This is a genomic window from Faecalibacterium prausnitzii (genome assembly GCF_003324185.1).
Lineage (GTDB): Bacteria > Bacillota > Clostridia > Oscillospirales > Ruminococcaceae > Faecalibacterium > Faecalibacterium prausnitzii.
On the sequence record NZ_PXUP01000005.1, the window covers coordinates 108,874 to 130,647 of the forward strand.

The following is a 21,774-nucleotide window of genomic DNA, read 5'->3' on the forward strand; positions in this document are numbered from 1 at the left end:
AACAGGACAGAAAGGAAAGATTATGGAAGATACAAGAGCAGAAGCCCTGCCCATCGGCGCGGCAGAGGCGGCGGCTGCGCTGCAGACGCTGCAGCGCTACAAGGCGGGCAAGGCGGCGCTGGACAAGCGCCTGATCGACAACGAGTTGTGGTTCCGCATGGGACACTGGAAAAACTACCGCGACCCGCTGATGCCCGGCAAGGCGCAGCCCTCCAGCGGATGGCTGTTCAACAGCATCGCCAACAAGCACGCCGACGCCATGGACAACTACCCCGAGCCCATGGTGCTGCCCCGGGCGGCAGACGATCAGGCCACGGCGCAGGCGCTTTCCAGCGTGCTGCCGGTGGTGCTGGAACAGGCAGATTACGAGCAGGTGTACAGCGATGTCTGGTGGCGCAAGCTCAAGCAGGGCACCGGTGTTACCGGCATCTTCTGGGACCCGGCGGCGCGCGGCGGGCTGGGTGACATTGCGGTGCGCAGCGTCAACCTGCTCATGCTCTACTGGGAGCCGGGCGTGCAGGATATTCAGGACTCGCCGGACTTGTTCCACCTCAGTCTTGAGGACACCGCCCGGCTGACCGCGCAGTATCCGCAGCTGGCAGGGCACGCCGCCGGGGTGGTGGACGTGCCCCGGTACATCCACGAGGACGGCCAGGCCACCGCCAACAAGAGCGTGGTGGTGGACTGGTACTATAAGCGCCCGGACGAGAACGGCAAATTGCGTCTGCACTACTGCAAGCTGTGCAACGGCGTGGTGCTGTATGCCAGCCAGAACGACCCGGCGCTGGCGGCGCGCGGGCTGTACGACCACGGCAAGTACCCCTTTGTGTTCGACCCGTTGTTCGTGGAGGAGGATTCCCCTGCCGGGTTCGGCTACATCGACGTGATGAAGGACTGCCAGAATGCCATTGATAAGATGAACCACGCCATGGACGAGAACGTGCTGCTGGCCTCCCGCCAGCGGTATGTGCTCAGCGATACCGCCGGGGTAAACGAGGAGGAGCTTGCCGACCTGAGCCGGGACATTGTGCACGTTGTGGGACGCCTGAACGAAGATTCCTTCCGTCCGCTGCAAACGGCGGGCCTGCAGGGCAACAGCCTGAGCTACCGCAACAGCCGCATCGAGGAGCTGAAGGAGATCAGCGGCAACCGTGACCTGACGCAGGGCGGCACCACCGGCGGCGTGACCGCTGCCAGTGCCATCGCTGCCTTGCAGGAGGCGGGCAGCAAGCTGAGCCGGGATATGCTCAAGAGCGCCTACCGCGCCTTTGCAAGGCAGTGCTACCTCATTATTGAGCTGATGCGGCAGTTCTACGACGAGCAGCGGGTGTTCCGCATCACCGGCCAGCGCGGCGAGAGCGAATTCGTGCCCTTCTCGGCGCAGGGGCTGCGCGCAAAGCCTGTGCCCGCCGTGGGCGGGGTGGAGCTGGGCAGCCGGGAGCCTGTCTTTGATATCGTGGTCAGCGCCGCCAAAAAGAGCACCTTCAGCCGCCTGTCCCAAAACGAGACCGCCAAGGAGTGCTACAAGCTGGGCTTCTTTGACCCCGCCAACGCGGATGCTGCCCTTGCGGCGCTGGAAATGATGGACTTTGAAGGGGTGGAAAAGGTGCGCGCCCGGGTGCGGCAGAACGGCACGCTGGCGCAGCAGCTGTTGCAGCTGCAAGGGCAGATGGCAAGACTGTCTGCCGCTCTTGCGCAGCAGCCCGGCGGCACCCAAACGGCGCAGGACACCGCCGGTCTGACGGCACAGCTGCCGGTGGCGGCGGCTGCCCGTGCCATGAACTGGAACGGAAAGGAGGTGAAGTGAGATGATCAAGGTATGTTACAGCGAGCTGGACGGACCCAAGGGGCTGAGCCTGCGGCTGGAAGCCGCCGGTCACGCGGGCTACGCGCCCGCCGGGCAGGATATCGTATGCGCTGGCGCAAGCACCCTGATGCAGGCGCTGGTGTACCTGCTGGCAGGGGAGGAGAGCGCCCGCAGCGATGCCTGGGACGAGCCGGAGGGCCCGCGCCTTGCCGTGGCGGCACAGGCACCGGTAGCGCCGTGGGTGCAGGGTGCATTTGAACTGGCCAAGGCAGGCTTTACCCTGCTGGCAGAACGTTACCCGGACAATCTGCGCTTTGCGGATGTGAGCCGCAGCGGACAGCAGAGCATGATGGACTTGCAGCTGTTTGCGGAAGGTGAAGCCGCCCCCGCGTTGAGCCCGGAGCAGACCCGGCAGGCGGTGGCTGCGGGCACCCTGAAGCCGGAAGCCCCCGCCGCGCAGCCGGAAGTACCGCCGCAGACCCCGGCAGAGCCGGAGCCGCAGCCGGAAACACCCGCACAGCCGGAGCGCCCGATGCTGCCGCCTCTGCCGCTGCCGGTGCAGAACACGGTGCGCAGCCTGCACGCCCGCTGGGCGGCAGAGGAGGCCGCCATGCGCCGCAGCCAGCCGGGCTTTGACCTGAAGGCAGAGCTGAAGAACCCGGAAATGCGCCGCCTGATGCAGCTGCCCGGCATGCGGGTGCAGGACGCCTACCGCCTTGCCCACTACGAGGATGCCCTGCGCACCACGGCACAGACCGTGGAGCAGGGGGTAGTGGAGCGGGTGCAGCAGCGCGCTGCGCGTCCGCTGGAAAACGGCCTGCGCCCCGGCGCTGCCGCCTCGGTACGGCCGGACGTAGCCGCCATGACCCGCGCCCAGCGGGAGGCCTTGGAGCGCCGTGTGCTGCACGGTGCACAAATTGAACTTTAACCTGACAGGAGAAAGGAAAAAAGCATGATGAATTTTAACATCCAGCTGTTTGCGGACGCGCAGACCAACACCACCGGCACCATGTCGGTGGAGATGAAGACCTTTTACGAGAAGCGCCTGATCGATCAGGCGGAGCCGCGCCTTGTGCACGACCAGTTTGCGGATTACTACCCTGTGCCCCAGAACGGCGGCAAGACCATCGAGTTCCGCAAGTATGACAGCCTGCCCAAGGCCAGCACTCCGCTGACCGAGGGCGTTACCCCCAACGGTCAGGCCCTGAACGTGACCAGCATCACCAGCGACCTGCACCAGTACGGTGGCTGGACCCCGCTGACCGATGTGCTGCAGATGACCGCCATCGACAACAACGTGGTGCAGGCCACCCGCGTGCTGGCAAGTCAGGCCGGCCGCACCATGGACAGCATCACCCGCGATGTGCTGGCGGGCGGCACCAATGTCATCTATGCCCCCAAGCTGGGCGCAGACGGTGCCGAGACCGCCGTTACCAGCCGCAAGGCGCTGGACAAGAGCTGCACCCTGACCCCGAAGCTGTTCTTTCAGGCAGCGGCGCAGCTGGGCGCAATGAACGCTGACCCCATCGGTGACAGCTACGTTGCCATCATCCACCCCTATGCGGCCTATGACCTCAAGACCTGCAAGGAGTTTATGGAGGTGCACAAGTACGCCGACCCCGACACCATGTTCCGCGGCGAGATCGGCAAGCTGGGCAACATCCGCTTTATCGAGACCAGCGAGGCCAAAATCTGGAAGGACGACACCTGCCCGACGGGTCTTGCGGTGTTCGGTACGCTGGTGCTGGGTGCCCACGCCTACGGCGTGACCGAGCTGGAGGGCGGCGGCCTGGAGCACATCGTCAAGCAGCTGGGCTACGGCGACGACCCGCTGAACCAGCGCGCCTCTGTGGGCTGGAAGGGTATGCGCGCCGCCGAGCGTCTGGTGGAGCAGTACATGGTGCGCATCGAGAGCGTGTCCAGCTACTCTGCCACCGCTGCCGCCAACTAAGGAGGTGCCCATGGCTGAAAAGAATGTGCGCATCCGGCTGTTCAAGGACAACAGCCGCTACAAGGGCGATCTGTTCGTCAGTGTCAACGGCGTGAACTACAAGATCCGCCGTGGCGTGGAAGTGGAGGTGCCGCCCGCTGTGGCCGAGGTACTGGAGCACAGCCAGCGTCAGGACGAGCTGACCGCTGCCCGCATTGCCGCTGCGGAGAACGCGGCGCAGTAAAATAAGCGCTGCCCGGCTGGGAGAAATGCCCCCGGCCGGGCTTTTTATAAAAAGGATGTGATGAGATGACCATAGGAGAGGCTTTGGAGCGTGCCGAACAGCTGCGCCCAAACTGCCGCATTGAAACCGAGACCCGGCTGCAATGGCTGCGGGAGGCAGACGCATTGCTGCGCACAAAGCTGTTTGACCGCACCGCCGCCGGGGCGTTTGACGCCGTGGGCGCAGACCGTCCGTGGGAGCAGCCGGTACAGGATGACCAGACGCTGCTGGCACCGCCGCCCTTTGATGCCCTGTACCCGCACCTGCTGTGTGCGCAGATGGATGCCGCCTTGGGCGAGACCGACCGCTACGCCGGGGAGCAGGCACAGTACAACGCTCTGTACGCAGAGTTGGCGGTCTGGCTGCGGCAGAACTACCCGCCCCGCAGCCGGGCGCAGTGGCGCTGGTAAGGGGGTGAAGCGATGGTACTGGCAGACAGAATACGGCTTGCCAACACCCGGCAGCTGCTGCGGGCCTTTGGTGGCCTGAACGAGACCTACGGCTGCTCGGAGGCAGAGTACAGCGCCGGAGTGAACTTTTCCACCCGGGATTTCCCCGCACTGAGCACCCGCACCCCGCGCCGCAGACTGCGGGCATTGACCGGGCTGAACGGGATGTACCACCTGAACGGTCTGCTGACCGTCTGCGGACGGGATATCACCTATACCCCGGACGATGCCGCCGCCCCGGCGGTGACGAAGCTGGACGCTGTGACCGACGGCCGCAAGGCGCTGGTGGGCATCGGCACAAAAATTTTGATCTTCCCGGACAAGCTGGCCTTTGATACGGCAGACGGCAGCGTTGCCGCACTGGGGGCACTGTGGACGGCAGCGGGCAAAAGCGTGACCTTTGCCCCCTGCGATGCCGCAGGCAAGACCTATCAGGTGGAGGCCTTTGGCCGGGAGGAGCCCGCCGAACCGGCAGACGGACAGCTGTTTTTAAGGGTAGAGGATGCCGACCATCCGTGGCGGTACGACAGCACGCTGGAGATGTACAGCAAAAACTCCGGCAGCTGGACGGCCATCCCGCTGGAATACTGCCGCATCACGGCGGCAGGGCTGGGCAAGCTGTTCCGGCAGTGGGACACCGTGACCGTGCAGGGCGCAGCCGCCGAGGCGGCGGGACAGAGCCCGGAGCTGAACGGAGACCAAATCGTGTATGACGTGGGCGAGGACTGGCTGCGGGTGCGCTGCACCCCACAGGGCGAGTATTTTTACGGCACACTGGTGCAGAACGCCGCCGCCGCCCAGTGGCAGAGCATGGACGGCAAACAGCACCGCAGCGTGGAAGCCGCCCAGACGGTATCCATGGAGCGCCGGGTGCCGGAACTGGATTTTGTGACCGAGTGTGACAACCGGGTGTGGGGCTGCAACAGCAGGGAGAACGTTATCTACGGCTGCAAGCTGGGCGACCCCACCAACTGGTTCAGCTACCGGGGCATTGCCGCAGACAGCTACGCCGTCACTGTGGGCAGCGATGGCGCTTTTACCGGGGCGGCTTCCTGCATGGGCTATGCGCTGTTTTTTAAGGAGAACACCCTGCACAAGCTGTACGGCTCCAAGCCTTCGGATTTTCAGCTTTCCAGCCTGCGCTGCCGTGGCGTTGCCAAAAACGCCGCCCGCAGCCTGTGCGTGCTGAACGAGACGCTGTATTATCTCTCGCCGGACGGCGTCATGGCGTGGGACGGCAGTCTGCCCACCAAGGTGTCCGGTGCGCTGGACGCTGCAAAGCTTGCCAACGTGCAAAGCGCCGTGGGCGGTGCGCTGGATGGTCGGTACTACCTGCACATCTCCCGGGAGAGTGCGCGTCTGTTGGTCTACGATACCGAGAAGGGGCTGTGGAGCGAGGAGGACGTCTGCTCCTGCGATATGACCAGCACCGGCGGGCAGCTTTATCTGTGGGACGGACAGGCGCTGTGGGCAGCAGACCCCACCCGCGAGCCGGACTGGCAGAGCACCGACGGTGTGGAAACGGACATCCCCTTTGAACTGGTCACAGGCGATGTGGGACTGGACGGCACCGAGCAGCGGTACCTCTCCCGGCTGACTTTGCGGCTGGACGCTGAATGCACCAGCACAGTAGAAGTGGCGGTGAGCTATGACGGCGGCGCGTGGGAGACGGTGGCCGCCCTTGCCGCCCAAGGCCGCCGCCGCAGCTTTGACCTGCCCTTTGTACCCCGGCGGTGCGGGTCGCTGCGGCTGCGGCTGCGCGGCAAAGGGCAGATCACCCTGCGCAGTCTTGTGCGCACCATTGCCCCGGCAAAGGGAAAATTATGGGAGGAGGATGCCTCATGGCAAGCATGAACGGCCTGAGCAAGCTGGGCCTGCCCAAGTTCAGCGATAACATGGACCCGGAGGATGCCCGGGCACTGCGCAGCTATCTGTACCAGATGCAGGAGCAGCTGCAGTATGTACTGACCAATCTGGATACGGAAAATATGTCCGACACCCTGCGCAGCAAGCTGCAGGGATTATAAGAACGAAAGGAGAATTACATGGCATCCAAAAAGAAGGAGGAACTGCTGCAGCCGGAGATGCAAACGCAGGCACAGCCCGCCGCGCAGTCCACTTACAGCGCCGAGGGGCTGAACAGCCGCGCCGATGTGGAAAAGGCCATGGCAAACGTCAGCTACCGCCCCGGTCAGCAGGTGACCGATGCGGCCGACGCCCTGAAGCAGTGGCAGCAGAACCGCCCCGCAGACTACCAGAGCAGCTATCAGGATAAGATCAACAGCCTGCTGGGGCAGCTGCTGGAGCGGGAGAATTTTCAGTACAGCTACACCCGCGACCCGCTTTACCGCCAGTACGAGCAGCTGTATACCCAGAACGCCCACAACGCCAGCGCGGACGCGGCGGCACAGGCTGCTGCCCTGACCGGCGGATATGGTTCCAGCTATGCCACCAGTGCGGCGCAGCAGGCCTATCAGCAGCAGATCGGCGGGCTGGCCAGCGCCATCCCCACCCTGTACAATCTGGCGCTGGATACCTACCAGAGCGGCGGCGAGGAGCTGGTGAACCGGCTGGACCAACTGAACGGACAGGAGCAGAACGCCCAGACCCTGTACGACCGTCAGCTGCAGGACTACTACACCCAATTGCAGCAGAAAGGCGAGGCTTACAACGACGCCTATGCCAAGGACTACGGCCAGTATCAGGAGCACCTGAACCGGCTGGACACCCTGCACGGCTACTACACCGCGCAGGAGCAGGCGGAAATCAGCCAGCGCCAGCAGACTTTCAATAACATCATGACGGTGCTGGGCGTCATCGGGGACGTGGTGCAGCTGGCCATTACCGGCACCACCGGTCTGGGCACGTTGGCGGGCAGCCTGCTGAACACCGGGTACAACATCTACTCCGGCAACCGCGCCTACGAGGCCGAGCGCGCCGACACCCAGTGGAGCCAGCAGATGCAGGAAAAGCAGCGGCAGGACGCACTGACCCAGCAGCAGTACGATAACACCGCCAGCGAGCGCGCCTATCAGGACGCGCTGAAACAGCAGGCCTTCAACAACAATGTGACTACCCAGAAGCTGAATATCGCCAAGGGCGAGTGGGCGCTGAAGCAGGCTAACGCCCAGCAGAAGGCCGCACAGGCCGCCAGCAAGGCAGCGGCTGCGAGGACAAAGTCCGGCAGCTCCAGCAGCGGAAAGGCCACCGGCAGCAGCGGTTCTGCCTCCGGCGGCAGCCGCAGCGCCGTCAGCGCCGGGGTGCCCTACACGGCAGCGCTGCTGCGCAGTCAGGGCAAGAACGATGTAGCCATCACCTCCGCTCTGCGGCAGGAGGGCTATACCCCCGCCCAGATCGCAAAGATCCTGCAGGAGATGAATAAATAAGAGAAAAGGCACCCCGGCAAAGCAGCTGCTTTGCCGGGGTGCCGTACTTTTTGTAGTATCCTGCCAAAAAGAAAAAGTCCGCTGTTCAAAACAGCGGACTTTTTGGTGGGGTGCCCAGTGGGACTCGAACCCACGGTCTCCAGATCCACAATCTGGCGCGTTAACCGACTACGCTATGGGCACCACATAGATGCGCCCGAAGGGACTCGAACCCCCGGCCCACTGCTTAGAAGGCAGTTGCTCTATCCACCTGAGCTACGGGCGCACGTTGTTATCCCAATGGGTTCCATTATGGCGGCAGTTCTGTGTCGGCACAGGCTGCGAGAGAAATAATACCATACCCATCGCATTCTGTCAAGGAAAATCTGAAAAAAGTTTCAACTTTTTTGCGCTGCGGGCAAAAATGGCCGTTCCAGCGTGTAGGAATGGCCTTACAGCAGCCACATTCCGGCACAGCCCAGCGCAAAGCCCAGTGCAAAGCCGCACACCACGTCCCGCACATGATGCACCCCGGTAAGCACCCGCAGGCAGCAGATGAGCAGGGCAACGCCCACCATCACGCAGCCCGCGGCAGGGTAGAAATACAGCCACACCGCCGCCAGCACGGCGGCGCTCAGCGCGTGACGGGAGGGCATGGAATGCCCACGGCTCTCCTTTGCCACCAGCGGGGTAAAGCCGGGCTGCTCGTAGGGGCGGGGGAAGTGCAGCCGACTGCGCAGCAGCGTGCCGCCCCAGAACACCAGCCCCGGTACAAAGACGGAGCGGGCGATGAGCACCATAAAGTCCAGCGCGGCCTGCTTCTGGGTGAGGAACAGCCGCGAGAGCCGGACGTTCAGCAGGCACAGCAGCACCGGGTAGCACACAAAGGGCACCAGCGGCAGCCACCGGTCCAGAAAAACGACCAGCCGCTTTACAGTCGGGTGGGCGCTGAACCAGTGATAGATGGGCTTATACTGTTCTGCGGTCAAAGCAGCTCTCCTCCTGTCGGGGCGGACATCAGAAACAGGTGTCCAGATAGTTTTCCACATCAAAGGGCTCCGGAGTGGAATCCTTGCGCAGATACAGCGGGTGGTGCGGGTGTCCCTTTTTGCTGCGCTTGCCAAAGGTGACCCACGGGATCTCCCGCTCCCGCGTCAGAGCCACCATCTCCCGCATCAGACCGGGCAGGTAGTCCCGCTTTTCGATCAGGGTGCCCCATGCCGCCCACATGGTGGGCTCGGTCTGGGCCAGAACGGCCTGCAGCCAGCGCAGGTTTTCATCGCACAGGGCGCGGTCGGGTACTTTGTCCATATCGTTGGGGTCGGTGGCGCGCTGGGGGTAGACGTTGAACATGATCCAGCTGTCAAAGCCGTTGGCGGCGGCCAGCCGCTCCACACTTTTTAAGGTGGGGTCCAGCGCACCGGGCTGGGCGGTACTGGGGTTGATGCCGATGCACACCAACGGGTGCTTGCCCACCCGCCCCAGAACGTAACGGTAGCTTTGGTAGGTGTGGGGCTCGTAATACCAGATGCCGCCGGCGTATTCGCCCGCCTCGAGCACGGGCAGAGAAATGGTCTGCATGATCGTAAACTCCTGTCGGTTTTGAATATCATTCTTATCGTACCTGAAACCACCGGGAAAATCAACCGTTTTAGCCCTAAAATACTGCCTTATTTCTGTTTTTGTGGTATACTGGAGGTGTTCCGGTGCGGCAGGGGGACTGCGGCACCGCGCTTCGCTTACAGAAAAAAGGAGTTCTTATGCTGGAAGATTATAAAAGTGCACTGCGCGCAGGGCAGCGCGCCTATCGTGCCCGCATATCCCGCGGCCAGTCGCCCTATCTGGCTGTTCTGGACGATGTGCTCAAGGGCGTGGATATCGTGGCGCAGGAGCCGCTGGGGCTGGTGGAGATCCCGTCGGACAGTCTTGTGGGCACCAAGACCAGCGGACGGCACACTGCCTTTTCGTATGACTTTATGCCCTTGCTGGAGCCGGATACCGAGTTTGCTGCCAAGTGGTCGAACCTGTGTGACGCGCACTTGGAAGAGGGCATCCATACTCCCATCATCGCCTTTGAGTACATGAACCGGTTCTATGTGCAGGAGGGCAACAAGCGGGTCTCGGTGCTCAAGTATTACGGCGCCGTCAAGATCCCGGGCACGGTCACCCGGCTCATCCCCGCCCGCACCGAGGATCTGGAAAATAAGATCTACTACGAGTTTCTGGATTTCTATAAGCTGTCCAAGGTGAACTATGTGCATTTCTCCAAGCTGGGCGGCTACAGCAAGCTGCAGACGCTGGTGTGCAAGGCCAGCGGCGAGGCATGGTCGGAGGATGACCGGCTGAACTTTGCCGCCTTCTACACCATGTTCCACCAGCAGTTCGAAGCCTTGGGCGGCAGATCCCTGGGGCTGACCACCGGTGATGCGCTGCTGGTGTACCTGTCGGTGTACCGCTACTCCGACACCTACGACGCCACCCCGGCGCAGGTACGGCAGAACCTGGAAAAGCTGTGGAACGAGGTGAAGGTGCTCACCGAGCCCCATGGCGTGGAGCTTTCGCTGGAACCGCCCAAGAGCCCCGCAGAGCCGCTGCTGTCCAAGCTGAATATCTTCAGCCCCAGCAAGCAGCCCAGTGAGCTGCGGGTGGTGTTTCTCCACGAGTACAACGCCAAGATCAGCGCATGGGTGCGTGCGCATGACGAGGGGCGCGATGCGCTGGCCAAGGTCTTCCCGGACAAGGTGTATATCAGCTGCTACGAGGATGTGAACCCGGAGGTGGACGCGGAGCAGATATTGGAGGAAGTAGCCCACAACAATGCGGACGTGGTGTTCGCCACCAGCGTGCGGATGTACAACGCCTGCCTGAAGGTGGCGGCGCAGCACCCCAAGACCCGCATCCTGAACTGCTCGCTGAACGCGCCGCACCCGCTGGTGCGCACCTACTACCCCCGCACCTATGAAGTGACCTATCTGCTGGGGATGCTGGCCGGTATCATGACCAAGACCGGGCACATCGGCTATGTGGCGGCAAACCCCGTGTACGGCGTGCCCGCTGCGATCAACGCCTTTGCGCAGGGGCTGAAGAGCGTGCGCCCGGCAGGCCGTATCTGGCTGCGCTGGGCCTGCCAGCCCGATGCCGCCCATCCGCTGGATTTTGCCGACTGCCCGGAGATCGACATGGTCTACGCCCGGGACAGTCGGGAGCCTGCCAACACCAACCGGGACTACGGCCTGTGCCGCAAACTGCCGGACGGCAGCTTACAGCCGCTGGGTCTGCCGATCTGGCGGTGGGATACCTTTTATGTGCAAATCGTGCGCTCCATTTTTGACGGCAGCTGGGACAATGCAGCCACCACCCGCGCAGTGAACTACTGGTGGGGTCTGCGCAGCGGCGCAGAGGATCTGGAGTATCAGGAAGCGCTGCCCAGCGGTACGCGGCAGCTGCTGGATCTGCTGGAAACGCTGCAGGGCTCGGATAATGTGCACATCTTCCCGGAAAAGCTGTATGATAACGAGGACAACCTGCACTCCCCGGAGAATAGAGTTTACAGCCCCAAAGAGCTGATGGAGATGGATTGGCTGGATGCCTGTGTACACGGCAAGCTGCCCCATTACGATGAATTGGACGTCAAGACTCGTACCGTGCTGGCGATCAACGGACTGGACAACGTAAAGGGTCTGGAGAAATGAGCCGGCCTGACCGGAAACAGAATGGAGCATACGAACGTGAAGATTCTTGCCATTTCAGATGTCCCGTCCAAGGCGCTGTGGGACTATGACACCCGCGCCCGGCTGGAAGGCATCGACCTGATCCTCTCCTGCGGGGATCTGCCCAAAAAGTATCTGGAATATCTCACAAACTTTACCGCTGCACCCATCCTGTATGTGCACGGCAACCACGATGGCAGCTACCAGACTCAGGGGGAACCCGGCGGCTGCATCTGCGTGGACGATCAGGTGTACACATGGAAGGGGCTGCGCATCATGGGGCTGGGGGGCTGTCAGCGCTATAATAAAGAGGATACCTACCAGTACACCGAGAAAGCCATGCGCCGCCGTGTGCACAAGCTGAAGCATCAGGCGCACAAAAGGGGCGGCATCGACCTGCTGCTGACCCACGCCCCGGCCAAGGGACTGAACGATGGGGACGACTGTGCCCACAGGGGCTTTGAGTGCTTCAACGAGATTTTGGACGAGTACCAGCCTAAATGGTTCATCCACGGGCATATACACCTGAATTACGATGCAAAGCTGCCTCGGGTATGCACCCGCGGCAACACCACCGTTATTAACGCCACCGAGCGCTATGTGTTCGAGATCCCGGACCCGACACCGACCGAGGAGCGTAAGACCCTTTGGCGGATGCTGGGGTTCTGAGCCGCTGCCTATGCAAAAAAGACACCGCACAGCTGTGCGGTGTCTTTTTTTGTTGGTGGAGCCGTATTGTGGGAATAGCGGGCGCGGCAACAGTGCGGTGCTGCCTGTGACCCTGTAAAAGTTACAGTTCCAGCTTGCCGGAGAACTTATTGATGACGTAGTAGGCTGCGCCTTCTTCGGGCTTGACGTATACCTTGCAGGACTGTACGCCGACCTTGTGGGTGGTGCGGTAGTCTGCCTTGGCGCGGTCAATGATGTCGGTGATGTTGTACTGCTCACCGCCCATCTCTACATACAGCTCGGGGGCCAGCGGCGGGCGGCCGCGGCGGGCGGGAGCCTTGGTGGATTTGCGGGTCTTGCCCTCGGCAGCCGGAGCATCGGCTGCGGGAGTAGAAACTTTCTTTTCAGGCATGATGCATAACCTTCCTTCTGTATTTGATCTGGTGCAGCGGGGCTGCACCGGCGGGCTCCAATGATCTATCGTAAGGCAGAAGCAGTGCAAAAAGCACAGATCCGGCTGCCCCATACGAACCGGTACGAAACTATTTGCGTAAAGAAGTTGAACCTATAATTATATAATATGTTTTTGAAATTCATTTGTAAAGCCTTTTTTGCAAAAAACATTGTAAAATCGGTAAGAAACGGCGGAATAAATGGCCGAAGCAGTCTTCCGGTGCTTTTTCCCGGGCAGAGTACGACTTTTCGGCAAAACAGGCAGCCATTCTCGGGAAAGCCGGGCGGCCCTACGGGTACAAATACGGCGGGCAAAAACGACCTTTCGCAGGGGAGGAATAAGGCGGAACGAAACTGTCGGCACGCGCAGGGGACGCAGCAGATAAAAAGCAGAAGCTGCCGCACCGTATTTTTGTGCGGCAGCTTCTGCTTTTCGGTTTTGATATGTACCCCCAATACTGGGTGTCCAGTATTGGGGGTACATATCATTTTTGCTTATTGCTCAGTCTGTACTCAGAACAGCATTTCCGGTGCTTTCAATTTGTTTGGCAATCATGCTTTCCAGTTCCTGCGTGATCGTTGCACAATTTGCAACACGGTAATTCCAGAAATAAGAAACACCTTCGCACTCTTCCACGGACAAATCGCTGTTGACCAAAAGCAAGCTTTCTGGTGTCACATTCAGCTTTTCGCACAGAGAAGCATATTTTCCATAATCAATGCTTCGGCTGGAGGATTTGGCTTCTACCCAGAAAAATTTTCCATTGATGGAGAACACGACATCCAGCTCATGCGTGCTCCCTACGGATGCCGTTTCTGAAAGGACCACATTGGAGCAAACCGAAACTTCAGCGCCCTGCTCCTCCCGATAGTGGTTCAGGATCTGCTGAACCTGATGCTCTACAAAAAGCTCCAGCCACTTTCCGCTCAAAAAATGCCGGACGGTTTCATTTTGCGCAAGTTCATAGACGATATTCTGCGGATAAATCACAATGGCTGCAAAAAGTCCCATTTTGTCCCACGTCTGAGCAATCTCTGAAAGTGTGGCAAACGATTTTTTGGACGCACCCTTTGGAATACGGAACGAAAAAGAGCCGTCGCTCTGCATATGTGTTCGGATAAACTGCAAGAAATCCACCACCACCGGGTCGCAAAGAGCCTCGCCTGTTTTCCATGCCATCCGCTGAACAGCAATCGGTGGGAGTTTTTCCGGCACGACCTGCTGAACGATTTTATACCCACAGCGTTCCAGATGCTCCAATGCGGTCAAAGGCTTCTGGATTTTTGCTTTGACTTCGGGCTTTTCTGCTCCGGGTGTATTCTCGGCCAGATAGTTGAACTTCCATCCGTATTCCCAAGCAGGCGAACGGGTCAGTACTCCGACCGCATGAAATCCGCTGTCATGCTCCTCCATCGGAAAAGTAATCTTGTTCTTATGAATATTGATTTGGAGCGTTTTGTTTTTTAGTGCTTTCTGATAAGCGGCAAGAAAAAATTCCTTTCCCTTATACGCCAGCTCACTGGAATTGTTTGCAGAAAGACCAGCATTTTTTGCCAAAGAGAGGAGCAGACAGGTCGCTTTGGGCAGCTCAAGGATCTGCTCCATCTGTGCACCGTCCGGAATATTTGCATTATCGGACTGCGACGATTCGTCTACCGGAATCTCCTTTGCTGGTGCAGAAACCTCGGGTGTCTTTTTTGAAGCAGTCTCAGATTTTCCAGACTTGGGCAAGGGCTTTGGCTCCGTGTAAACTTCCGCAATGAATGATTCATAGGAATCGATGCACGGAAGTTTTCCTGCCGCTGCAAGTCCTACATAGATTGCAGCTGCCCGCGAGGAATCGCCATAATATTTTTTAGAATCCGCTGCGGCAGCAATATCAGAAAAGGCATTATATCTGCTCAGCTGCGCAGCCTTTTCAGGGAACTGCTTCAACGCACGGCAGTAGAGCCACTCAAAAAATGAATCCGGGTACGGCTCTATCGGATACTCACTTCCTTCCAAAGAGTAGCGCAGCAGCTTTCCATTGGTTCGCAGCCGAGTGTCCTTATGGACTTTGGATGGCGCACAGGTCAGAAGGTCAGCGAATGGCCCACCATGTTCAAATACCTTGGCGGCTTCAAAAACCGTGCTGATGGGCACATCCTGCGCAACAGAATCCAGACGCAGCAGAAGCCGCAGAGATGAAACAGCCTCACCCTCCGGCTGAACGGATGCAGAGCTGATTTCCAGAATGGAAACATCCGGGTCTGTTGTATGGACGGCATCATGGACGGCACGGATATTCTGCCGCTTGCTACCGTTTAGCCATGTGAATGTCACCGGCTGTTCTTTGCAATAGGGGTAGCCGGATATGGGAAAACAAATGGTTCGTGTAGCCATGAACACCTCCAACTTTTTAGGGCAAACAGGTTTATGTAAATCAAGTATAGCACAATCCCGGATGTGCTGCATAGCACTATTTTCTGCTTCCCGGAATCCATCTGTGCAAAAAGTGCCGATACCACAGGCATCGGCACTCAGATCAAAAAAGCGTTTTGCAAAAATGCGCAGCCTGCATCCACCGGACGCAGAACACAAGGGGTTTGGGCACAGCCCAACAAGCATTTTGAATTTGGATTTTGAAAAATCCGATTCAAAAATCGCAAGTTGGTACCAAGTTGCACTGCTTGCGACGTAGATGTTTCCGTCAACTGCTGCGTCAGAAATTTTAAATCACTTCAGCTTTGCGAGGATATCGTCTGCACTCACGCCGCTTGCCAGCAGCTTTTTCAGCACGTCCTCTGCTTCAGCTTTCTTTGCGGATTCCGCTGCTTTGGTTTCAGCCTTGACCTTTTTAGCCTCGATTCTGGCGATTTCCTTGTCGATAGATTTCAGCTCGGATTTCTTGGCTTTCAGGTCAGCTTTCAGCGCATCGATGTTCGCAGTGATGGATGCGATTTCGGCAGCAGCGGCTTCCTTTGCGGACTGCTTTTCGGCAATCTGCGCAGCAAAGTCAACGGTTGCTTTTACGGTCTTGGTCTTGTTCTTGCTTCCTTTGGGACGGGGCATAGGGGACACCTCCAATGTTTTTTGATGGCTTCAGTATAACACGCGTTTTTTGTGTTCGCAAGAGGTGCAGTTTGTAGAATAAAAATATATCTATGAGTAAAACAATAAATCGATTTTGGAATATGCACCGGCGCGGGTCGCCAATTCGTTGGGACATATCCCCCGTTGATCGCAGAGCTGTTCAAAGCGTTTGGCAACGGCATCTTTTACAGTCATGATAAAGTTCACCTCAATATGATGGTACAGAAGTTCGTGCGGTTTTGTATACGCAGCTGCGTATACTGCAAAAGTATTTTATGATATGGCCATTACGCGGCTGCGTAATGGTGAGTAAAGATTTTTTTAACAAAAAAGTATCCTCCACAGTGATAATGGAGGATACCGATCTTTCGACATCGTTGTTTGAATTCTCCTATTATTTTATCATGGTTATATCTGGGAATCAATAGAAAACCATACAAATGTATCCCACCTGACCTTAGAAAAAAACTCGCAGAAGCTGAAAGTTTATTGCACATTGCCCATTTTTGCATGAAAAACCCAGCTATAAACGATGGTGGACAAAATAAGTGGTCAGGTGGGTGTCCAAGCCGCAGGAGGAAACAAAATGGCACGACGGGGAGAAAACATTCACAAACGCAAGGATGGTCGGTGGGAAGGCCGGTACATCAAGGCGCGCACGCCGGAGGGCAAAATCCAGTGGGGTTACGTCTACGGCATAGTCTATGCAGAGGTCAAACGGGTGCTGATCCAGAAAAAAGCCGAGGCGGGCTTCTACAACCTGAAAAGAACCGACCTGACCTTTGAAGCACTGGCTGAAGTATGGCTGCACTCCCTGCGGAACAGTATAAAAGAATCCACCTATGCGCATTATTCGTACACCCTGCACAAGTATCTTCTTCCTGTTTTGAGCAAAGTGCCCGTTGCGTCCCTTGAGGAAAGCTTTCTGGAACAGGCCATGCAGCAGATCATCACGCCTATGGATGCTGCACACAAGCCACTGGGGAAATCCTCTGCCCGGGAATGCCTCTCGATGCTGCGACGCATCTGCAAATATGCCGCGCATTTACGCCTGATCCGTCCGATGGAGCTGGAAGTAGCACTGCCAAAAGCTGTTGATAAAATTTCTGAGCCACTCTCCCCCACGGAACAGCAACGGCTTTATCAATATGTGCAGGAGAATCCAACAGCGCGCAAGATTGGGCTACTATTGGGGCTTGAATTAGGTCTGCGTATTGGTGAGATTTGCGGCCTGCAATGGGGTGATTTTGACCTAAAACTTGGAATACTGAAAATCAATCGGACGGTCTGTCGAATTTCCTGTGGAAACGGTCATACAAAGGTAGTCATCCAAACGCCGAAAACCCGCACCTCGCGCCGGGAAATTCCAATCCCGAGACAACTGCTTGTTATCCTGAAAAAGCTGCGCGGAAATACCAGTAATTCTACATGGTTTCTGTCCGGAAACGAGTCCAAGCCTACCGAACCCCGCTGCTACCGGAAAAGCATCAAGGCATATCTGAAGCAGGCAACTGTCCGGCAAGTACGTCCGCACGCGCTACGCCATACCTTTGCGACGACCTGTCTGCAGGCGGGGTGCGATGTAAAGACCCTCAGCGAATTGTTAGGACACGCTAACGCTAACATCACCTTGCAGCGTTATGTGCACTCTGACCTGAGCCGAAAGCGCCGGGAGATGAACCGGATATTCTCCCATCAGGTGTCTATAAGGGGCGGGAAAACATTAAATCCAATGGAATAACGCCGGATTTTGCACATGGTCTTTCATTATCACTGTGGAGGATACCCCTTTATTGCGGGAAGGGGTGAACAAGGTGGCATTGCGTCTGTTTGAGCACAACGAGAAAGCATATCATGCGGCAGTCCGGATGATGGACCAGTATGGCAAGGCTGCCATTGTTCATCCCACCGGCACCGGAAAAAGCTATATTGCGTTCAAGCTGATCGAGGACAACCCGGAGAAGGTCGTGATCTGGCTTTCTCCCAGTGAATATATCTTTAAGACCCAGCTGGAGAGCCTGAAAAGGAACGACCCGGATTTTCCGCTGGCAAACGTTCACTTTTATACCTACGCCAAACTGATGTGCTGTACGCAGGCACAGCTGGACGAAATTGCGGCGCAAAAGCCCGCCTATATTATACTCGATGAATTCCACCGTGCCGGTGCTGAATGTTGGGGCGAAAGCACAGTGGCTTTATTAAAGTTGTGCCCGGATGCAAAGCTTCTGGGGCTGACGGCAACAAACATCCGATATCTGGATAATAACCGCGATATGGCCGAAGAACTTTTCGATAGCCGTGTTGCGAGTGACATGACCCTTGGCGAAGCAGTCGTCAGGGGGATTTTGCCTGCCCCGAAATATGTGACCACGGTTTATCAGTACCAGAAAGCCCTCGCAAAGTATCAGGCACGGGTGGACAACCTGCGGGCACCGGGCATTCAGGATGTGAATCAGAAATATCTGGACGCGCTGCGCCGCGCACTGGAGCAGGCAGACGGCCTGGATAAAGTATTTGCCCATCATATCACGAATAAGGCTGGCAAGTACATTGTGTTCTGCGTCAACAAGGAGCACATGGACGAGATGGTGTCCCATGTGCCGGAGTGGTTCGCCGGGGTCAACCCGGACGTTGTGGTGTATCAGGCCTATTCAGATGACCCGAATACGGACAAGGCGTTTGCGGACTTCAAGACGGATACGACCAACCGGCTGAAGCTGCTGTTCTGCATCGATATGCTCAACGAGGGCGTCCATGTGGAGGGCATTTCCGGTGTCATTTTGTTCCGTCCAACGATTTCACCCATTATCTACAAGCAGCAGATAGGACGTGCCCTGACCGCTGGGGATAATACAACGCCGCTTATCCTAGATGTTGTCAACAATTTCGAGGGCTTGACCAGTATTTCCGGTTTGCAAGGCGAGATGCAGGAGGCGGTCCACCGGCTCTATGCCAACGGTGAGGGCGATAGGATCGTCACCGAGCGATTCGAGGTCATCGAGCAGGTGCATGACTGCCGGGTGCTGTTCGAGCAGCTGCAGGCGAGCCTTTCGTCCGGTTGGGAGCACTACTTCTCCGAGGCAAGCATCTACTATGCGGAACACGGCAACCTGAACGTCCCGAAACTGTATACCACGCCCGGTGGTCTGAGCCTCGGCGTGTGGCTGGTCACCCAGCGCCGGGTGCGTGAGGGACAGATCCAAGGCAACCTGACCGAGCAGCAGATTCAACGGCTGGACAGCATCGGCATGGTCTGGGGCAACCGAAAGGAAATTGCGTGGCAACACGGATTTGAGGTCGCAAAGAAATATCGCAATACCTACGGAAATCTGATGGTACCCGGCAAATACACCGACCTGGACGGCTATCCACTGGGGCAGTGGATCATCAAGACCAGACAGCAAAAGCTGAACGGACGCTTGAAGGAAGAGCGCATCGCGCAGCTTGATGAGCTTGGTATGGTGTGGAACATTTTCGATGCCAAGTGGGAAAAGGCTTATGCGCTGGCCGCTGCCTATTACGAGGAGAATGGCAATCTGAACATTCCGCGTTCCTATGTGACAGCGGCTGGTGAACGGCTGGGGCAATGGGTCGCAAGTCAGCAATGGGCGTACCCGAAAGGAAAGCTGACGGACGAACAGGTCGAACGGCTCAACCGTATCGGAATGTACTGGGGCAACCGCAATGACCGCCAGTGGAACGAAGGATATCAGGAAGCGAAGCGCTACTTTGATGCCCACGGCGACCTGAACGTCCCGGCAGAATATGTGTCGCCGGGCGGTTACAACCTCGGAAATTGGGTCAAGCGGCAGAGGTACACCCGCCAGAATCCTGAAAAAAGCTGCGCTGTTCTGACAGAGGAGCGGATTGCAAAGCTGGATGCAATCGGGATGCGGTGGGAGAAAGCGGATTCGAGACCGCGCCGGTTGGAGTTGGCACAAGGACCTCATAGGGAAAGCGAAAAACTGAATGTTTCGGCTAACCACAAAACGGGGGAAGATATCGGTTTGTGTAGTTAATAACGCGACCCAAAACAGTTGCTGTAATCTGGGTCGTAAAAAGAAAATCTAAAGGAGTTATTGGAGAGGATTATGTCAAAGTTTCAGCATGATGTGATGTTGAGGGTCGTGAAGATCCTGAATGTTCTGATGATCGAGCTGCCGTTTGCGGCCTGCTGGTTCCTGTACTACTCGCACCAGACCTATGCAAATCTGGCATGGGAGGGTCATTTTGCGATTTTAGGCCTGTTTTTTATCCTGTACATTGTACTTGGCAAGGTCTACGATGCGTTCTGGATGTCCATGCAGCGGGTCTCGGAGCTGGTGTACGGCCAGATCCTTGGTGCGATGGCAACCGATGGCATCTTATACATTGTAATCTGCCTGATGTCGGCAAAGCTCTGCAATCTGTTGCCGGGTATTGCGGCAATTGTAGGGCAGCTGGTGATGGCCGCGATCTGGGCATCTTGTGCACATAAATGGTACTATACGACCTTCCCGCCGCAGAAGACCGCAGTTGTCTACGATGTACGTCATGGTATGGAAAAGCTCATCAACGAGTATGGTCTGAACCAGAAATACGACGTGCAGGTTACCCTGAGCGTGTCGGAGTGCTTGGCAGACCTGAGCATTCTGGACGACATGGAGACTGTTTTTGTCAGTGGTGTTCACAGCCATGAGCGAAACATTATTCTGAAACACTGCGTAGGGAAGGGCATCAATATGTTCGTCATTCCCCGCGTTGGCGACGTTATTATGAGCGGCGCGTGGCCCATGCATATGTTCCATCTGCCGATGCTGCGCGTCGGTCGCTACATGGCAAGCCCGGAATTCTTGTTCATCAAGCGCGCGATGGACATTGTAATCTCGCTGGTGGCACTGATTATCTTGAGCCCGCTGTTTCTGATCACAGCCATTGCGGTCAAATCCGATGGTGGTCCCGCCTTCTACAAGCAGGTTCGCCTGACCAAGGACGGCAAGCAGTTCGAAATTCTGAAGTTCCGCTCCATGCGTGTGGATGCAGAAAAGGATGGCGTAGCACGTCTTTCCACCGGCGACAAGGATGACCGCATTACAAAGGTCGGTCACATTATCCGCGCTTGCCGTCTGGACGAGCTGCCGCAGTTGCTGAACATCCTGAAGGGTGACCTGTCTGTTGTTGGTCCCCGCCCGGAGCGCCCGGAGATCGCCGCCCAGTATTGCGAGGAGATGCCAGAGTTTGCGCTGCGTCTGCAGGCAAAGGCTGGTTTGACCGGCTATGCACAGGTGTACGGCAAGTATAACACCACCCCCTACGATAAGCTGCAGATGGATCTGATGTATATTGCACATCCCAGCCTGATCGAGGATTTGAAGATTATGCTGGCAACCGTGAAGATTTTGTTTATGCCGGAGAGTACAGAGGGCGTTTCTGAGGGTCAAACCACTGCTATGAGTGGAGAAAACCACTAAGTATCGACGTTTTCGCACATTTCAGACTGCTAAAAATTAGAAGAAATTCCGGAGTGGGGTCAGGCATAAAAGCAGCTTTTACAGTAGCGTTAAGCCGGAAAGTTGGCAGATTGTCCTGTGTGAAGCCGAAATGCTGCTTATAACCGTGCAAAATGCCAAGAATATGGGCGTGAGAGCGGGCAAAACGAGTATGAATTGAAGCTTTTATGCCCCGAAAAAGCACTTTTATGGATGCGACGGTAGCTCGCGGGTTTATGCCAGATGGCACTGTGATGAGATGTGCTGATATTTACACAGTGGTTTCGGGACGGAGCAATGATAACCTCATCTGCGATTTCATCCCGGTCTTGAAGATAACAAGTCGGGTGTGAGCAAGATGATGATAAACACATGGTCGCAGAGATACTCATTCGTGTGGGGGGATCCGGCAAAAGCAAGGGAGCTACTGTAGCGTGGATGAGTGGGGTCTGGAATAAGCACATGACTTACTGTAGCTATTGTAGCAGTACAAGCCGCAGAAACGCTTGTTTTTGTGGTACAAGACATAGCGGCTGTGTGTAGATTACAATGCTGAGGACGATATAA

The 21,774-nt window shown here is 57.4% G+C and carries 20 protein-coding genes and 2 tRNA genes; 14 read left to right on the top strand and 8 right to left on the bottom strand.

The annotated features are described in order from the left end of the window. Positions 1-22 precede the first annotated feature (22 nt). The 8 genes from C7J97_RS04950 (at position 23) to C7J97_RS04985 (ending at position 7,855) form a co-directional block, all read left to right on the top strand. Positions 23-1,807, top strand: coding sequence for a portal protein (locus C7J97_RS04950; RefSeq protein ID WP_113992194.1), 1,785 nt, complete (start codon positions 23-25; stop codon positions 1,805-1,807). A gap of 1 nt (position 1,808) precedes the next feature. Then, positions 1,809-2,735, top strand: coding sequence for a ribosomal-processing cysteine protease Prp (locus C7J97_RS04955; RefSeq protein ID WP_113992193.1), 927 nt, complete (start codon positions 1,809-1,811; stop codon positions 2,733-2,735). A 24-nt stretch (positions 2,736-2,759) separates the two neighbouring features. Beyond that, a complete protein-coding gene (locus C7J97_RS04960) occupies positions 2,760-3,758 on the top strand; it encodes a N4-gp56 family major capsid protein (RefSeq protein WP_113992192.1) in 999 nt (332 codons plus the stop codon). 10 nt (positions 3,759-3,768) lie between these two features. After that, positions 3,769-3,981, top strand: a complete 213-nt coding sequence (locus tag C7J97_RS04965; protein WP_005927203.1) for a hypothetical protein — start codon at positions 3,769-3,771, stop codon at positions 3,979-3,981. A gap of 65 nt (positions 3,982-4,046) precedes the next feature. Then, the gene (locus tag C7J97_RS04970; RefSeq protein ID WP_097784743.1) at positions 4,047-4,430 is read left to right on the top strand and encodes a hypothetical protein; all 384 of its coding nucleotides are present in this window, start codon (positions 4,047-4,049) and stop codon (positions 4,428-4,430) included. Between the two features lie 12 nt (positions 4,431-4,442). Next, the gene (locus C7J97_RS04975) at positions 4,443-6,323 is read left to right on the top strand and encodes a hypothetical protein (protein ID WP_113992191.1); all 1,881 of its coding nucleotides are present in this window, start codon (positions 4,443-4,445) and stop codon (positions 6,321-6,323) included. Next, the gene (locus tag C7J97_RS04980) at positions 6,311-6,496 is read left to right on the top strand and encodes a hypothetical protein (RefSeq protein WP_015536643.1); all 186 of its coding nucleotides are present in this window, start codon (positions 6,311-6,313) and stop codon (positions 6,494-6,496) included. The genes C7J97_RS04975 and C7J97_RS04980 overlap by 13 nt, the downstream gene beginning before the upstream one ends. Before the next feature lie 18 nt (positions 6,497-6,514). Next, positions 6,515-7,855 carry a cell envelope biogenesis protein TolA gene (locus C7J97_RS04985; RefSeq protein ID WP_113992190.1) on the top strand — a complete coding sequence of 447 codons (1,341 nt, stop codon included), beginning with the start codon at positions 6,515-6,517 and terminating at the stop codon, positions 7,853-7,855. A 106-nt stretch (positions 7,856-7,961) separates the two neighbouring features. Here the strand turns inward: C7J97_RS04985 and C7J97_RS04990 are convergent. The 4 genes from C7J97_RS04990 to C7J97_RS05005 form a co-directional block, all read right to left on the bottom strand. After that, a tRNA-His gene (locus tag C7J97_RS04990) sits at positions 7,962-8,038 on the bottom strand. Positions 8,039-8,046: 8 nt separating this feature from the next. Beyond that, positions 8,047-8,120: transfer RNA gene (locus tag C7J97_RS04995), tRNA-Arg, on the bottom strand. 166 nt (positions 8,121-8,286) lie between these two features. Continuing rightward, complete coding sequence (locus C7J97_RS05000; RefSeq protein ID WP_112121282.1) at positions 8,287-8,823, bottom strand: phosphatase PAP2 family protein; 537 nt, start codon at positions 8,821-8,823, stop codon at positions 8,287-8,289. A gap of 28 nt (positions 8,824-8,851) precedes the next feature. Beyond that, positions 8,852-9,415 (bottom strand): DUF1643 domain-containing protein, encoded by a 564-nt coding sequence (locus tag C7J97_RS05005; protein WP_005927221.1) that lies wholly within the window; start codon positions 9,413-9,415, stop codon positions 8,852-8,854. 179 nt (positions 9,416-9,594) lie between these two features. Here C7J97_RS05005 and C7J97_RS05010 point away from each other — a divergent pair, with 179 nt between their 5' ends. Together C7J97_RS05010 and C7J97_RS05015 are read left to right on the top strand one after the other, a co-directional pair. Beyond that, positions 9,595-11,526: a BMP family ABC transporter substrate-binding protein gene (locus C7J97_RS05010; protein WP_005927224.1), complete on the top strand. Its 1,932-nt coding sequence runs from the start codon at positions 9,595-9,597 to the stop codon at positions 11,524-11,526. A 21-nt stretch (positions 11,527-11,547) separates the two neighbouring features. Continuing rightward, positions 11,548-12,213, top strand: coding sequence for a metallophosphoesterase family protein (locus tag C7J97_RS05015; RefSeq protein ID WP_005927227.1), 666 nt, complete (start codon positions 11,548-11,550; stop codon positions 12,211-12,213). A 121-nt stretch (positions 12,214-12,334) separates the two neighbouring features. On the opposite strand, the gene C7J97_RS05020 is transcribed toward C7J97_RS05015, so the two are convergent. From C7J97_RS05020 to C7J97_RS05025, 3 genes are all read right to left on the bottom strand, one after another. Further along, the gene (locus C7J97_RS05020) at positions 12,335-12,625 is read right to left on the bottom strand and encodes a DUF6465 family protein (RefSeq protein WP_005927234.1); all 291 of its coding nucleotides are present in this window, start codon (positions 12,623-12,625) and stop codon (positions 12,335-12,337) included. Between the two features lie 159 nt (positions 12,626-12,784). Then, positions 12,785-13,150, bottom strand: a complete 366-nt coding sequence (locus tag C7J97_RS15185; RefSeq protein ID WP_207657559.1) for a hypothetical protein — start codon at positions 13,148-13,150, stop codon at positions 12,785-12,787. 18 nt (positions 13,151-13,168) lie between these two features. Continuing rightward, positions 13,169-15,049, bottom strand: a complete 1,881-nt coding sequence (locus C7J97_RS05025) for a DarT1-associated NADAR antitoxin family protein (RefSeq protein WP_113992189.1) — start codon at positions 15,047-15,049, stop codon at positions 13,169-13,171. On the opposite strand from C7J97_RS05025, the gene C7J97_RS14815 reads away from it, so the two are divergent. After that, complete coding sequence (locus C7J97_RS14815; protein WP_207657560.1) at positions 15,048-15,347, top strand: hypothetical protein; 300 nt, start codon at positions 15,048-15,050, stop codon at positions 15,345-15,347. The genes C7J97_RS05025 and C7J97_RS14815 overlap by 2 nt on opposite strands. Before the next feature lie 35 nt (positions 15,348-15,382). Here C7J97_RS14815 and C7J97_RS05030 read toward each other — a convergent pair whose 3' ends face one another. Beyond that, positions 15,383-15,718 carry a hypothetical protein gene (locus C7J97_RS05030; RefSeq protein ID WP_113992188.1) on the bottom strand — a complete coding sequence of 112 codons (336 nt, stop codon included), beginning with the start codon at positions 15,716-15,718 and terminating at the stop codon, positions 15,383-15,385. Positions 15,719-16,325: 607 nt separating this feature from the next. Here C7J97_RS05030 and C7J97_RS05035 point away from each other — a divergent pair. The 3 genes from C7J97_RS05035 to C7J97_RS05045 all read left to right on the top strand — a co-directional run bounded on the left by C7J97_RS05035 (position 16,326) and on the right by C7J97_RS05045 (position 21,189). Further along, entirely contained in the window at positions 16,326-17,480 is a 1,155-nt protein-coding gene (locus tag C7J97_RS05035) for a tyrosine-type recombinase/integrase (protein ID WP_113992187.1), read from the top strand. A 73-nt stretch (positions 17,481-17,553) separates the two neighbouring features. Beyond that, entirely contained in the window at positions 17,554-19,758 is a 2,205-nt protein-coding gene (locus C7J97_RS05040; RefSeq protein ID WP_170126635.1) for a Helicase associated domain protein, read from the top strand. 72 nt (positions 19,759-19,830) lie between these two features. Beyond that, positions 19,831-21,189, top strand: a complete 1,359-nt coding sequence (locus C7J97_RS05045) for a sugar transferase (RefSeq protein WP_113992185.1) — start codon at positions 19,831-19,833, stop codon at positions 21,187-21,189. The last annotated feature ends 585 nt before the right edge of the window (positions 21,190-21,774 follow it).

Excerpts from the sequence above, each read along its gene's own strand:
- C7J97_RS05035 (WP_113992187.1), top strand. The coding sequence starts at position 16,326 with ATGGCACGACGGGGAGAAAACATTCACAAACGCAAGGATGGTCGGTGG.
- C7J97_RS14815 (WP_207657560.1), top strand. The coding sequence starts at position 15,048 with ATGAACACCTCCAACTTTTTAGGGCAAACAGGTTTATGTAAATCAAGT.
- C7J97_RS04965 (WP_005927203.1), top strand. The coding sequence starts at position 3,769 with ATGGCTGAAAAGAATGTGCGCATCCGGCTGTTCAAGGACAACAGCCGC.
- C7J97_RS05045 (WP_113992185.1), top strand. The coding sequence starts at position 19,831 with ATGTCAAAGTTTCAGCATGATGTGATGTTGAGGGTCGTGAAGATCCTG.
- C7J97_RS05005 (WP_005927221.1), bottom strand. The coding sequence starts at position 9,415 with ATGCAGACCATTTCTCTGCCCGTGCTCGAGGCGGGCGAATACGCCGGC.
- C7J97_RS05025 (WP_113992189.1), bottom strand. The coding sequence starts at position 15,049 with ATGGCTACACGAACCATTTGTTTTCCCATATCCGGCTACCCCTATTGC.
- C7J97_RS05030 (WP_113992188.1), bottom strand. The coding sequence starts at position 15,718 with ATGCCCCGTCCCAAAGGAAGCAAGAACAAGACCAAGACCGTAAAAGCA.
- C7J97_RS04980 (WP_015536643.1), top strand. The coding sequence starts at position 6,311 with ATGGCAAGCATGAACGGCCTGAGCAAGCTGGGCCTGCCCAAGTTCAGC.
- C7J97_RS04970 (WP_097784743.1), top strand. The coding sequence starts at position 4,047 with ATGACCATAGGAGAGGCTTTGGAGCGTGCCGAACAGCTGCGCCCAAAC.
- C7J97_RS05015 (WP_005927227.1), top strand. The coding sequence starts at position 11,548 with ATGGAGCATACGAACGTGAAGATTCTTGCCATTTCAGATGTCCCGTCC.
- C7J97_RS04985 (WP_113992190.1), top strand. The coding sequence starts at position 6,515 with ATGGCATCCAAAAAGAAGGAGGAACTGCTGCAGCCGGAGATGCAAACG.
- C7J97_RS15185 (WP_207657559.1), bottom strand. The coding sequence starts at position 13,150 with ATGTACCCCCAATACTGGACACCCAGTATTGGGGGTACATATCAAAAC.
- C7J97_RS04975 (WP_113992191.1), top strand. The coding sequence starts at position 4,443 with ATGGTACTGGCAGACAGAATACGGCTTGCCAACACCCGGCAGCTGCTG.
- C7J97_RS04960 (WP_113992192.1), top strand. The coding sequence starts at position 2,760 with ATGATGAATTTTAACATCCAGCTGTTTGCGGACGCGCAGACCAACACC.
- C7J97_RS05010 (WP_005927224.1), top strand. The coding sequence starts at position 9,595 with ATGCTGGAAGATTATAAAAGTGCACTGCGCGCAGGGCAGCGCGCCTAT.
- C7J97_RS05020 (WP_005927234.1), bottom strand. The coding sequence starts at position 12,625 with ATGCCTGAAAAGAAAGTTTCTACTCCCGCAGCCGATGCTCCGGCTGCC.
- C7J97_RS04950 (WP_113992194.1), top strand. The coding sequence starts at position 23 with ATGGAAGATACAAGAGCAGAAGCCCTGCCCATCGGCGCGGCAGAGGCG.
- C7J97_RS04955 (WP_113992193.1), top strand. The coding sequence starts at position 1,809 with ATGATCAAGGTATGTTACAGCGAGCTGGACGGACCCAAGGGGCTGAGC.